Genomic DNA, 13,863 nt, shown 5'->3' on the forward strand with positions numbered 1-13,863 from the left:
GAGCGGGAATTTCCCTGCTGAATAAAGGGGAATAAGCACAGAAAAAAGCCCGGATTCGCATTAGATGGAACCCGGGTAGATATTGAAAAAGACCCGGAAATCGGAAAACTTTATTTTACCGAAAACCGAGTCTGAATCGGAAAACTTTATTTTGTCTAGGAAAACTTTATTTTATGGTTACACCTTCAACATAATCTCCACAACGCACTCAATATGAGAGGTTTGTGGGAACATGTCCACTGGTTGGATATATTTCGGTCTGTATTTTTTGCTTAGGTAGTCCAGATCCTTGGCCAGTGTGGATGGGTTACAGGATACATAGACGATTTTTCTTGGGCGTGTGCGCAGGATCGCATCCATTAATTTATGATCCAAGCCGCTTCTTGGCGGATCGACGACAACAACATCTGGCTTCCAGCCTTCGCGCAGCCATTTAGGCATGAGAACTTCTGCTTTCCCTACTTCGAAGCTGACATTATCCATATGATGCTTTTTAGCATTCTGAATGGCATCTTCAATTGATTCCGGAATGACATCCATGCCCCTAACTTCCTTACAAAAATCCGCAAGCCACAGTCCAATCGTTCCCACTCCGCAATAAGCATCTACTACACGTTCATGACCATGAAGGCGAGCTGCTTTTTTCACTTCATCATAGAGTTTAACGGTTTGTACCGGGTTCAACTGGAAGAAGGTACGTGCAGATAGCTCATAGGATAAATCTCCAAGCTCTTCTTCAATCGCTTCCTCTCCCCACAGATGAATCGTCTTTTCACCGAATACAAGCGGAGTCTGTTCTTTATTCACGTTTTGAACAATGGAAACGACTTCTGGTAGTCGCTTGTTGATTTCTTCTATGATTTGGCGCTTCTTAGGAAGCTTTTCAGAAATGGTGATAATCACCACTTGGACTTGATCTGAAGAGAAGCCAACTCGGGTTACGACCGTTTTAACAATTCCGCTTTTCTTTTTCTCATCATAGGATGGTAATCCAAATTCCTGCAAAATATCCAAGACTGTACGAGTAACCTTGTTCGTTGCTTCATGCTGAACGATACAATTTGGAATATCAATCAAGTTATGAGTATTTGCCGCATAAAGGCCGGCAATCAACTCTCCAGTCTCATTGGTGCCAACCTGGAATTGGTTTTTATTGCGGTAATTCCATGGATTCTCCATCCCAATTGTTGGATGGATATCTACATTGCTGGCATCGTATTGGCTATGGCGCTCCAATGATTGAATAACGATATCACGCTTTTCCTTCAATTGTTGGCTGTATTCCAAATGCTGCAATTGGCATCCACCACACACGTCATAAACCGGACATGGCGCTTCGACTCGATGCGGCGATGCCTTTTTAATCTTTTTGACAAGACCTTCCGAGTACTTCGGATGGACCTTCGTAATCTTTACTTCTACAATTTCATCCGGCAGAGCACCCGGTACAAAAACAACCTGACGTTTATAGTAGCCGACTCCCTCGCCATTTATGCCAAGGCGTTTAATAGTTAGTAGTATCTCTTGTCCTTCACGGACTAATGTTGCCTGTTGGTTCATCAATATTCCTCCGTTTTTCAATACTTCTCCATAAGTAAAGTGAGGCGTAGCTTAAATAAGGATGCCACTCCTTACTGAATTGCTCCATCTCTTCCATTGTTGGCTTTCGTTCCAGGTTATATAGCAGCTTTATGGCATTTTGAATGCCAATGTCTGCTTTTGGAAATAAATTCGGGCGGCCAAGACCAAATAACAGGAAGTTTTCAGCCGTCCATCTTCCTACACCGCGAATTCTTGTTAGTTCTTCTATAATCTCTTCATCTGTCCTTGTGCGCAACTCTTCCAACTTGAGTTCACCGCTTGCAATCTTTTCTGAAAGGCCGATGACATATTCTGCTTTTCTGCCGCTGAATTTCATTCCTTTTAACTCATCTACTGTGAGAGCTGCGGTTGTCTCTGGAGAGGGATAAAACCATACTCCGTCCTTCTGAAACCCATAGGATGTGACAAAATCCTTCGTTAGTTTTTGAGCAAATGCCATATTCAGCTGTTGATGGATAATACTTTTCACGAGACAGCCATATAGGTCGAATTCTAAAATAAGCGGAGTACCGCGATGGCGAGTGAAAATATCATTGAGCTTCGTCTCGCCAAAGTGAGCATGTATATCAGAAAGTGGCAGATGCCACTGAAAAATCTCCATTAAACGATCTGTTGCCAATACTTGTTCCTCTTTGCCGTTGATCGTAAAGGCCGGCTTATCTACTGTACCGACTGCTTGAACGGTATAAACATTGGGCTTACCATGAATCAGCAAAGGGACCTGAATCAATCGATTACGGTAATCTATTTCATACAAAGGATCAAGACCAATCCTCTCCAATACCAGGTCAAAATCATAGGGAGCTTCTACATGAATGGTTTCTTTCCACATCATTATCACTCCTTCTTGGACTAGTCCCGTTATTATAACAGGTTTTGCTGCTATATGGGTACATAGGAAAACGGCCCATCAAATCGGAGCCGTATCCATGTTCTTCTTTGTTATTACCGCCTTAATCGCACTGTAGCTGATTTCATTAGGAAGGTGCTCTTTTATTGGCTTTAAAAATTCATTACCCACTTCCTCAATTGCCTGTAGAATCTGGATCTCCTCCTCAGGTGAGAAGAAATAGTCCCAATCCAGCGGTAATCCATCTTCTGCACATCGGAATAGATGTCTTTCTACTGTTTGGGAGGATAAATCTCTTTCTTTCGCAATCTCCTTCAGCGTATGCCCCTGTTTATATAGTTCATACGTACCCATATGTGAGTTGGCAGTACCCGCCTTGGATTTTTTCACCGCAGGCATTTTTCCCTCTTGTTCTACAATTGGTACTTCATAATCATTTTCCTTTAAAAACGCTGTGATCACTTCCACAAATCGCTCACCATATTTATCTGTCTTTTGAGCACCGACTCCCTTCACCTCAAGGAAGTCATCTGTGGTTTGCGGTTGTTTAACACACATATCCCTCAAAGCTTGGTCGGAGAATATCAAATATGGAGGCACTTTTTCCTCTCCTGCAATTTGTTTTCGCAAATTACGCAGCACTTCAAATAAAGGATCATCTGTTGAAATAGCGGTGATCCGCACAGCTTCTTTTCTCATTACCGTACGTTTCCCGAGCAACACTTCTTTGCCGGCAGCTGTGACATATAAAAGCGGATATTGCCCACCCGTAATCCCAATTAATTGCTCAGATGTTAGAAAATCAACCAGTTCAGCGACCTCTTTAGTTGATTGATTTTTCATTAACCCATACGTTGATAAGGATTGAAAGTTTTGTTCAAGCAATTTCTTATTGGATGAGCCAGTTAACACTTGGGCAATCATTGTTTTTCCAAAACGTTCGCCAGTTCGGATTATACAGGATAAGACCATTTGGGCATCTTTTGTCACATCCTTCGCACTTCGTTCATCCAGACAGTTAGAGCACCGCCCGCAGTCATCTGCCTCCTGCTCACCAAAGTAATGCAGAATATAGGCCTGCAGACAGCCTTGTGTATGGCAATAGTCACGCATTTGATACAGCTTTTGCAACTCTTGATTTTTATGGTTTTCATCACCAAATGATTGATCAATCAAAAAGCGCTGGACCTGAACGTCCTGTTCAGATTGAAGCAATATGCATTCGCTCGGCAAGCCATCACGTCCGGCACGGCCTGCCTCCTGATAGTAACTTTCCATATTTTTAGGCATTTGAGCATGAATCACATATCGTACATTTGATTTATCTATCCCCATCCCAAACGCATTCGTTGCAACCATGACAGTAATTTCATCACTTAGAAATCTGTTTTGCTCTGCTTCACGTTCTATACTTGATAAACCCGCATGATATCTCCCAACTGTTATACCTTTTTGTTGGAGACGTTCATATAAATGGTCCACTGTTTTTCGGGTGGCACAATAAATAATCCCCGATTCCTGATTATTTTTCCCTACATATGCATCAATATATTTTTGCTTATTTTGTCCTTTCACGACCTGGAAGCTTAAATTCTCACGTTCAAATCCAGTTATAACGGTATGTGAATCCTCAATATTCAAGGACTGGCGAATATCTGCCTGCACCCTCGGTGTAGCTGTCGCTGTCAGGGCAAGGACAACCGGATTGGAATTCAATTGTTCGGCTAATGATTGGATACGTAAATAACTCGGGCGGAAATCATGACCCCATTGTGATATACAGTGAGCTTCATCTACAGCAATTAATCCAACCGGCAATTGACGGATATCCTCAATAAAGCCATGAGATTCCAGTCTTTCAGGCGCCAGATATAAAAGCTTATAAGCCCCTTGCTGGATATCATACAGACGGTCATTTACTTCACTCGCGGTTAGGGAACTATTAATAAAGGTGGCTGGTATTCCGGCCTGGTCCAGTGAATCTACCTGGTCCTTCATGAGAGAGATTAATGGAGATATAACGAGGGTAACGCCCGGTATTATCATCGCCGGGATTTGATAACAAATTGATTTACCTCCGCCTGTCGGCATAATTCCAAGTGTATCGATTCCTTGTAGCACCTGCTCAATAATTTTGGCTTGTCCATTGCGAAAAGAATCATAACCAAAATACTTCTTTAAAAGAGAGCTTGCTTTCTTAAGCATAAATTCCCTCCTCCATTCATTGATCATTCTACCATCCATTATAGCTTATAGAGATTGATCTATACTAGTGAGACAAGATAGCTGTATCCCTTAAGAATTACTAAATTTATCCTTTTTATATGATAAACTGATAGTAATCTATAACTGGAGGTTTTCCGATGCTGGCTGATTCTTTGAAATCATATCATATAATAGATGAAACTCGTGAAATGGAAGATTTAAATAAACCGATCTTGATCAGTACTTTTACTCTTATGGCAGGATTTCTTATCCCTTATTGGTTCATTTGGGGAATCGGTGAGTTTGAACTATCGTTTTTAATTGAACTGGCTGTTGGATATATACTCCTAATTTTCATGCATGAATTACTGCATCTAGTTGGTTACATATTTTCCGGAAGAGCCAAACTAAATGAGGTTAAACTGGGTGTTTTATGGAAATATCTAACGCCTTATGCCCATTGCAAAATACCAATCAGGATCAAAGCTTATAGGATCAGTGTTTTATTACCGATTGTCCTCGGAATCGTGCCATTAATTTATGCATTTTTAAACGGAAATGATTATTGGTTTTTTATTGGCTTGTTTATGACCATCGGATCATTAGGGGACCTAATCATTCTTTGGATATTGCGCAAGTATTCAGCAGATGTCTTTGTCCAGGACCACTCCAGTAAAATTGGCTGTATCGTTTACACTCCTCAATCTTAACTATTTTTCGATTAAGTTGGTCATTGTTATTTACATCATCTACTTCTTTCCAACAATCATGTACTTCTTCAATATCAATACTAAAAACCGCTTATTATACGTAAGCGGTTTTTTATTTAAGTATATTACATCTTTATGTCTATTTTCTGTTTTTGTGGTGCCTTCTGTGGTTTTTCACAGTTCATATCATCCAAGCTTTTAAAAGTATACCCTCTCTTTTTTAAATCTGTAATCACCTGGCCAAGGGCTTCTGCATTGTCCTTAGACACAGAATGCAGGAGCAAAATGGCACCGGGATGAATTTGAGCCATAATTTGATCATAGGAATGCTTCCAGCCCTGCTGACGATTCACATCCCAATCAAGAAAGGCAACCGACCATAAAATATGTTTATAGCCCAGATCATTTGCCACCTGTAAAGTTCGTTCACTAAATACTCCTCGTGGCGGTCTGATATAGGACATATCCTTTTGCCCTGTTAATTCCTCTGTCTTCTTCTTCACCCGTTCCAGTTCATCAGCTATTTTATCATCCGATACCTGTGTGAAATTGGGATGGCTCCATGAATGATTGCCAACTATATGCCCTTCCTTCACCATTCTTTTTACTAACGATTCAGCTGTATTTAAATAATGACCTGTAACAAAAAAGGTAGCCGGAACTTTATGTTCTTTCAGTACATCCAATACCTTCTCCGTATATCCATTTTCATAGCCATTATCAAACGTTAAGTAAATCTCTTTCTTTGTCGTGTTAACTTTATAAACAGCACCATATTTTTCAACGATTGCATTATATTTAGGCCCTGCATCAGCAGGTTGTTCATTCTTTCCTTTATTAAAGCCCCAACCATACTGTACGTTGGAAATCGCCTCAGCAACGCCCAGGAATGTCCCCGAAAGCATGATGGCAGATAATCCGGTAATAAGCCATTTTTTCACTGTTTTCCCTCCTGAATATACTTTTGATAAAGATAGTTTTAATCAGAGTAAGTGAATTTATGCAGCACAGTGAATGTTTGCTTTACTGACATAATATAAAAAAGGCAAATCCGCTTCATCATATCGGATTTGCCTTATACATTTATTATTTATGCTTCTTTACCAGGTTCTGTTTCAGGTCGATTTTGAAAGCTTTGAAACTTTTCCTCAATTGAATCCACGATTTCAATTAGGCGGTCAATATCTTCAATATCCGCTGTTTCAGGTTCAATTCGGTCTAAAACCTCCATAAATAACTCAAGTCGGTCTTTTAAGTATTTTACTTGTTCATCTTTATTATAAATCGGTGTTGTCAAACTAACCGGCTCCTTTCATCATAAATATTATCCTAAACGATAGTAGCCTATTTCGCAACTGACCATTTTCTATTTTACCCAAAAGCAAGAAGCTCCAACCCAAACCGGCTGAAGCTGTCAGACTTAAATGGTAATTAGTATGGTCGGTTGACCGCTCTGAACTGGAATGAAACATGATCTTGGATAGGAATCCAGGCTCCAATTCCTTGTGAGGTTACATTCCTTACCACAATCTCACGTTTACTTCCTTTCAATACTAAATAGACCTCACCATATGTGACTTTACCCTTCTCGTTTATTGCCGGCGCATACCCATAAAGGTAGCCAAGTCTCATTGGAGGAATATTGTATACTCTATCTTTTTTTGTACCGCTACCGATGATGGTCTCAAATGCCAGTGGCAGTTTAGATTTTTCTGATGCTCTCGCCAGCATCATTTTTTGAATATCCTGACTGGAAGGTACTTTTGCTGTCAATCCTCCACGCACCACTTTTTGTGTCTCTTGGACATAATGAATTTGGAAATTTGTATCCCCGCCACGATTATCATAAAAATTCGTATTGATTTTTTGATACTCCCAGTTTGGAGAGGTTTCCATCGATTCATAATTTAAAGCCCACTTACCTAAGTAAACAGTGGCTCTATACCAGAAGGCAACCGGATTGGTACCGATATTCGTTTCATTAAGCATATGAACTAATTCAGGATTTTCTATTTTAACATTGCTGGACTCAAGCAATTGTTTGGATAACTCACTTGGCTCAAGCATTGGCGAATCTTGACTTGAATTGGGATACGTATTTTCTTTATTGATCGATAAAACGGACTCCGGAATTTTATACTTAGCTTCCTCAACCTTAGGGTTAGCTCCTTCTTTCGGGGCAGCCCAGTTATGTCGAGTTGGAATAATAACGAGCATGGCTATGACGATCATGATAAAAGCACTTTTTCTCATGCTTGAAGCTCCTTTCTTACATACAAAAAAAATGATTTGCCTTTATTTTCCCTCTTAAGCAAAAAAACTATTCAAGATACCCGGATTGTTTTATAACATCCATCCTCTAAAATTAACAGATGGTTGATCAGTAAAACTAGTCGAATTTTTACATTTCAAACCAATCCTTTTTTGTAACATTTTTGTAAAAGTCGGAATATTTACAAAACTATTTAAGGGTGCTATAATGAAACCAACATATCGTAAAGGAGGCGAAATCAACAGCCGGAATAACTGCAGGGAGGAATGCTTATCGAAACCATCCTCACACGGAAAACTTAATGTAGATTTCGTCACAAATCAGGACAATAAAGATAAAGGATGTGACCTATAGGGCTAACTAACATGACTGTTTTAAACAGAAATATCTACCTTTGAAAAGATAAATTTATTTTTGGAAGGATTAGAATTTAGTTAGACATGACTTATGATGAAGCAAATTGGAAAAACATAAAAAAGACTCTGAATCCATAGTAGATCAGAGTCTTTTTTTATTTTATTTATTATAATAAAAAGAAACCTATCCCCATCACTAAATAAGCAGCAAGTAAGGTGAGTCCTTCAAACCAGTTTGTTTCCCCATCATTCGTGATTACAATCATTAAAAAGACAGAGAGCACCATCGCCACAAGTTCAGGCAACGTAAAGACAAGTGGCATTTGCGTTTCAAATAATAAAGAAACCAGAACAAGTACTGGTGCTACAAACATGGCCACCTGTAAAGTAGAACCAACAGCAATCTCAACTGCAATGTCCATTTTATTTTTGTAAGCGAAAATAATGGCAGATGCATGCTCAGCTGCATTTCCGACAATTGCTACAATGATTACCCCGATAAATAATTCAGACCAGCCCAATTGATTCCCTACGTCTTCGAATGTATGTACCAAATTCTCAGATACATAGGCTACTGCCACCGTTGCCAAAGCTAGGACCATAATCGACCATTTTTTGCTCCACTCTGCTTCTTCAGTTTCTTCCTCTGCAAAAGACAAGTCTTCCTTACGTTGATAGACACCGCGATGGGTGACCAGTTTAAAGAATAAAGCAGCCAAATATAAACAGATCAGGATAATGGATATGCCTGTACTCATGACCATTTGGTTACTTTCTTCCATCTCTCCGGCAAATACTTCTGGAATGATAAAGGCAACTAATACACCGAATGTTAGTAGCCCTGCATTGTGCCTGGCATCAAATACATTAAATTTTTGCCTTTTGTACTTAATACCCCCCAAGAAAAATGAAGCCCCAGCAACTAATAATAAGTTACCGATGACACTTCCTGTTAAAGAAGCCAATACAATTCCCACCAGTCCCGCTTTAAGAGAAAAAATGGAGATAATCAGCTCAACAGCATTTCCAAATGTCGCATTTAGCAATCCTCCAATCCTCGGTCCAGATATGATTGCTAAGCTTTCTGTCGCCCTCCCCATAAAACTTGCAAGGGCAATAATCGTTAAACAATAAACAGCAAACATGAGCAGACTTGGCCAATGCAAAATGGAGCCGGTTATGGATACCGGCAGGCCAATCATTAACATGACAGAAAATATTTTTTGTCCCATCCCTTAAATTCCTTCTTTCTAATCAAAATATATTCATTTATTTCCTAAATACCTTTAGATTACTCTCTCAAAATCTCCTTGCTAAAGTGTGTAAACAGCTCTAATATTGATGCAGATAGATATAGGGGAGATAATTATGAACTATCAAAAAATAAGATTTTCTGCACTTATTATTCTAGTTGCCGTGTCAGGTTTCTCACAGGGAATGCTATTACCCTTAATTGCCATTATTTTCGAACAGGATGGAGTAAGCTCCGGTCTAAACGGATTAAATGCTACAGGACTATATCTGGGAATATTATTAATCTCACCTTTCATGGAAATTCCTTTACGAAAATTTGGTTATAAACCCCTGATTTTTTTCGGCGGACTGTCGGTGATTATTGCGTTTCTGTTATTTCCGATTCTAGATTCTTTCTGGTTTTGGTTCATTCTCCGTATGATTATCGGAATTGGAGACCACACCTTACATTTCACTACCCAGACTTGGATCACTGCCTTTACTCCAGCAAACAAGAGAGGCAGAAATATATCCATTTATGGCTTATCCTTCGGTATAGGTTTCGCAGTAGGGCCATTACTGACTAATTTAATTGAAGTTAATCGGGCATTACCCTTTATCGTTGCATCAGCAATCAGTCTTGTTGCTTGGTTGACCGTCTTTTTATTAAAAAATGAATTTCCAGATGAGGATCTGGAAACAACCAATGTTTTCGGTACCTTACATCGTTTCAAAAAGGTTGCCAAGTATGCATGGGTTGCGTTCTTGCCTCCTTTTGGTTATGGATTTTTGGAAGCATCCCTAAACGGGAATTTCCCTATCTATGCATTACGAATTAATATGGATGTTCAACAAGTCTCCATCATCTTGCCTGCTTTTGCAGCCGGCAGTATTATTACACAGATACCACTAGGAATTTTAAGTGACTCCTTAGGGAGGAAACGCGTTCTTCAATATGTTCTTTTTAGCGGTTTTGCCATCTTTTTAACAGCTGCCTTAATAGAACAAACCGTTACGGGATTATTTATCTGTTTCTTTATTGCAGGAATGCTGGTCGGCTCCACCTTCTCTTTAGGAATCAGTTATATGACCGATTTATTGCCTACACAATTGCTTCCTGCCGGCAATATTATTTGCGGAATAGTCTTTAGTCTTGGAAGCATCTCTGGTCCATTTTTTGGCGGATTGGCCATTCAATATCTGCCTAATGGAAATTTCCTTCTGGTAATCAGTATTATCCTGTTACTGATTTTCATCGCTCTCAGCAGATTTAAAAGAAACCCTATTAATGACCAAATTCAAACCTCTGTGTAAGCAGAGGTTTTTTCATTTACGCTTTGATTTTGTTACTCCATACCATCATCGACTCTATATTTTATCCATTGCCCGTACCTTCAAGCACTCTTCATTTAATATTCCTCCTATTCACAAATAAGCATGGTAGAAAATTGCTATTTTTTCTTTTCCAAATAAATTCACTTAACTTCTTTAGTGACTCATGTTATACTAATATGTAGATAATAATTATTATAAATAAGAAGTAAAAATGTTGCTGTCACAGTATTTGTGGCAGCATCCGTTATTTTATATGCCTAATGATTTTGAACATCATTCTCAATTAGAAAAGACAACTAACGATATCTATTCTCAATTACAAGGAGGTTATTCACATGGAAACAGCACTAAATAAATCAAACTTAAAAAATTCACCTAGCCAATATAATAGATGGAAAGAATTCGGCTCTAAACTTTCGTCCAATTGGGAGCTCCTGGCTGCCGGTTTAAGTGGAATTATGATTTTATGCGGCTGGCTTTTATCAACAAAGGATTTGAATGCTGCATCCGCCATCGTCTATATACTGGCATATGTAATCGGGGGTTATGCCAAGGCTAAAGAAGGCATCACCCAAACGATTGAAGAGAGAAAATTGAACGTAGAGCTTTTGATGATCCTGGCAGCGATTGGGTCAGCCATCATTGGATATTGGACTGAGGGAGCAATCCTGATTTTTATTTTCTCTTTGAGCGGTGCACTTGAAACGTATACGATGAATAAAAGTCACAAGGAAATTTCCTCCTTAATGGATTTGCAGCCTGAACAGGCTTTGAGAATAGTCGATAACACTGAAGAAATAGTACCGGTATCTTCCTTGCAAGTAGGAGATTTGATTTTGATTAAGCCTGGGGAACGCATCCCCTCAGATGGAGAAATCTTATTTGGAGAGACTGCTGTTGATGAAGCTGCAATTACCGGAGAATCGATTCCCGTCAGTAAATATATTCAGGACGAAGTATTTGCGGGGACGGTTAATGGACATGGAACCATAAAAGTTAAGGTTACAAAACCAAACAGTGAAACTTTATTCCAAAAAATTATCACACTCGTTCAAAACGCGCAAAGTGAAAAATCTCCTTCTCAATTATTTATCGAAAGATTTGAGGATACGTATGTAAAAGTTGTTCTTGTTGTCGTTGGAATTATGTTGTTTCTCCCACATTTTGTTCTGGATTGGTCCTGGACAGAGACCTTCTACCGGGCAATGGTTTTGTTAGTGGTAGCTTCTCCATGTGCATTAGTTGCTTCTATCATGCCGGCTACTTTATCCGCGATTTCAAATGGTGCTAAAAGTGGGATTTTATTCAAAGGCGGTATCCATCTAGAAAACTTAGGCAATGTAAAGGCCATTGCTTTCGATAAAACAGGGACACTAACCCAGGGGAAACCCGTTGTGACGGATATTTTAATCCGCGATGACATCGATCAAAAAGAATTTTTATTAAGTGTAGCTTCCATTGAACAGAATTCGAATCATCCACTAGGACAATCCATTGTTAAGTATGTTGAACAGCTTTATTCACAGACCATGCCGCGCATAGATTCTGAAGAAATATCCGGATTTGGTGTTCAAGGACACGCAAATGGACACTACTGGAAGATTGGGAAGAAGGATTTTGTAGGCGATGAAGCCGCCATGTCATTTAAGAATGGAGCGGCACTTGAATTAATGTCTGAAGGGAAAACATTATCCTATGTAAAAAATGAGAAAGGGATCGCAGGAATAATTGCATTAAAAGATATCATTCGTAAAGAGACTGCCGATGCTCTCGAAGCATTGAAGGAACTGGATGTATACACATGCATGCTGACTGGAGATAACGAGCACACTGCTAAGGTAATCGCCAAAGAAAGCCATTTATCAGGGTTTGTTGCTGGATGTTTACCTGAACACAAGGTAGAAGAAGTTAAAAAACTTAGAGAGAAATATACTACCGTTGCCATGGTAGGGGATGGCATTAATGATGCGCCTGCGTTAGCTACTGCTTCTGTCGGAATTGCCATGGGTGAAGGATCTGATGTGGCTCTTGATACAGCTGATATTGTTCTCATGAAAAACGACTTGCCAAAAATAGCAGAAGCCATTCAATTATCCAAACGAATGAACCGAATCATTCGCCAAAATGTTATCTTTTCAATTTCTGTTATTATGATTTTAGTTGTATCAAACTTTTTTCAGGCTCTCGACCTACCATTCGGTGTAATCGGTCATGAAGGCAGTACCATATTAGTCATCCTAAACAGTCTACGTTTATTAAAATCTAAATAGAATACAAATAGAGGCTATCCTGTAAGTCTGTTAATGACTTTCCGGACGGCCTCTATTTTCTTTATTCATGGGTAGATTATCTGAAACAAATCAACTCTTCCTAAAACTGCGGTTGCTGGTCATGTAATAATTAATTACCGTTCGTCCGCACATTAGGTCTGAACCATTGTAATTTGAATCCACGCTCTACTTATTTAACCGTCCAGTGCCTCTTATTTCTGGACAATACTGCATTAATTTCTCCGCCTACAATAATGACAAGACCTGATATATATAACCAAAGCATTAAAACAATCAAGCCTCCGAGACTGCCATATGTGGAAGAATAGTTACCAAATGTACTCACGTAAACTGAAAATGCCCATGATGATAGCGCCCATCCGACACTTGCGAAGATCGCTCCTGGTAAAACGTTTCTACATTTCATTTTAAGGTTGGGCCCAATCCAATACAGAATTAAAAATACAAAGGTAATGACAGCAATAGAAATCACCCAGCGCAGTAAATCATAAACAAAGGAAGGCTCGTATCCTAGGAAATCAAATACAATATTGAGAATATATTTCCCAAACACTGGCAATAGCAAAGAAACCACTACAACCAGGATTAATCCAATGGTTAAAATCAAAGCTAATCCTCTTGTTTTAATAAATGATCTGGTTTCCTCAACATCATATGCATGATTAAGAGCCCTTATAATGGCATTGGTCCCGTTGGATGCTGACCACATCGTTGCCAAGATACCAAAAGATAACAAGCCGCCGTTTTGGTTAGCCATGACATCCTTTAAACTCGATTCTAATAAATTTGCCGATTCTGCAGGAGCATACGTATGCAAAAGCTCCATCAAATCCGCTTGGGAAACCTGCAAAAAAGGCAATAACGTGATAACAAATATTAAGAGCGGAAAAATTGAAAGTAAGAAGTAATAGGCTAATTGCGCTGCCAAGCCTGTTACTTCATCACCTTGAATTTTATCGTATAAATGTTTAAATACGCTTTTATTTACATACTTCTTCCTATCTTCCAT

The 13,863-nt window shown here is 39.2% G+C and carries 11 protein-coding genes; 3 read left to right on the forward strand and 8 right to left on the reverse strand.

All coding sequences use genetic code 11. The annotated features are described in order from the left end of the window. Window positions 1-177: 177 nt before the first annotated feature. The 3 genes from rlmD to recQ all read right to left on the reverse strand — a co-directional run bounded on the left by rlmD (window position 178) and on the right by recQ (window position 4,657). Window positions 178-1,560 carry a 23S rRNA (uracil(1939)-C(5))-methyltransferase RlmD gene (gene rlmD / locus AC4D4A_RS15790; protein ID WP_490996766.1) on the reverse strand — a complete coding sequence of 461 codons (1,383 nt, stop codon included), beginning with the start codon at window positions 1,558-1,560 and terminating at the stop codon, window positions 178-180. Further along, window positions 1,532-2,434, reverse strand: coding sequence for a DNA-3-methyladenine glycosylase family protein (locus AC4D4A_RS15795; protein ID WP_490996791.1), 903 nt, complete (start codon window positions 2,432-2,434; stop codon window positions 1,532-1,534). The genes rlmD and AC4D4A_RS15795 overlap by 29 nt, the downstream gene beginning before the upstream one ends. A 78-nt stretch (window positions 2,435-2,512) precedes the next feature. Then, on the reverse strand, window positions 2,513-4,657 hold the full coding sequence (gene recQ, locus AC4D4A_RS15800) for a DNA helicase RecQ (protein WP_490996767.1): 2,145 nt from the start codon (window positions 4,655-4,657) through the stop codon (window positions 2,513-2,515). Between the two features lie 158 nt (window positions 4,658-4,815). Between recQ and AC4D4A_RS15805 the strand changes: the two genes are divergently transcribed. Beyond that, window positions 4,816-5,367: a DUF3267 domain-containing protein gene (locus AC4D4A_RS15805; RefSeq protein ID WP_490996768.1), complete on the forward strand. Its 552-nt coding sequence runs from the start codon at window positions 4,816-4,818 to the stop codon at window positions 5,365-5,367. A gap of 125 nt (window positions 5,368-5,492) precedes the next feature. Here AC4D4A_RS15805 and pdaA read toward each other — a convergent pair whose 3' ends face one another. From pdaA to cax, 4 genes are all read right to left on the reverse strand, one after another. Further along, window positions 5,493-6,272: a delta-lactam-biosynthetic de-N-acetylase gene (gene pdaA / locus AC4D4A_RS15810; protein ID WP_490996792.1), complete on the reverse strand. Its 780-nt coding sequence runs from the start codon at window positions 6,270-6,272 to the stop codon at window positions 5,493-5,495. A gap of 185 nt (window positions 6,273-6,457) precedes the next feature. Further along, on the reverse strand, window positions 6,458-6,664 hold the full coding sequence (locus AC4D4A_RS15815) for an SE1561 family protein (protein WP_490996769.1): 207 nt from the start codon (window positions 6,662-6,664) through the stop codon (window positions 6,458-6,460). A 134-nt stretch (window positions 6,665-6,798) separates the two neighbouring features. Beyond that, window positions 6,799-7,620, reverse strand: a complete 822-nt coding sequence (locus AC4D4A_RS15820; protein ID WP_490996770.1) for a YfkD family protein — start codon at window positions 7,618-7,620, stop codon at window positions 6,799-6,801. Between the two features lie 542 nt (window positions 7,621-8,162). Further along, window positions 8,163-9,227: a calcium/proton exchanger gene (cax, locus tag AC4D4A_RS15825; protein ID WP_490996771.1), complete on the reverse strand. Its 1,065-nt coding sequence runs from the start codon at window positions 9,225-9,227 to the stop codon at window positions 8,163-8,165. Between the two features lie 136 nt (window positions 9,228-9,363). Here cax and AC4D4A_RS15830 point away from each other — a divergent pair, with 136 nt between their 5' ends. Continuing rightward, window positions 9,364-10,542, forward strand: coding sequence for an MFS transporter (locus AC4D4A_RS15830; RefSeq protein ID WP_490996772.1), 1,179 nt, complete (start codon window positions 9,364-9,366; stop codon window positions 10,540-10,542). Between the two features lie 356 nt (window positions 10,543-10,898). After that, window positions 10,899-12,833, forward strand: coding sequence for a heavy metal translocating P-type ATPase (locus tag AC4D4A_RS15835; RefSeq protein ID WP_490996773.1), 1,935 nt, complete (start codon window positions 10,899-10,901; stop codon window positions 12,831-12,833). A 190-nt stretch (window positions 12,834-13,023) separates the two neighbouring features. On the opposite strand, the gene AC4D4A_RS15840 is transcribed toward AC4D4A_RS15835, so the two are convergent. Next, window positions 13,024-13,863 (reverse strand): YihY/virulence factor BrkB family protein, encoded by an 840-nt coding sequence (locus tag AC4D4A_RS15840; RefSeq protein WP_490996774.1) that lies wholly within the window; start codon window positions 13,861-13,863, stop codon window positions 13,024-13,026.

The sequence above is a fragment of the Pradoshia sp. Z5_111 genome, from assembly GCF_058267535.1.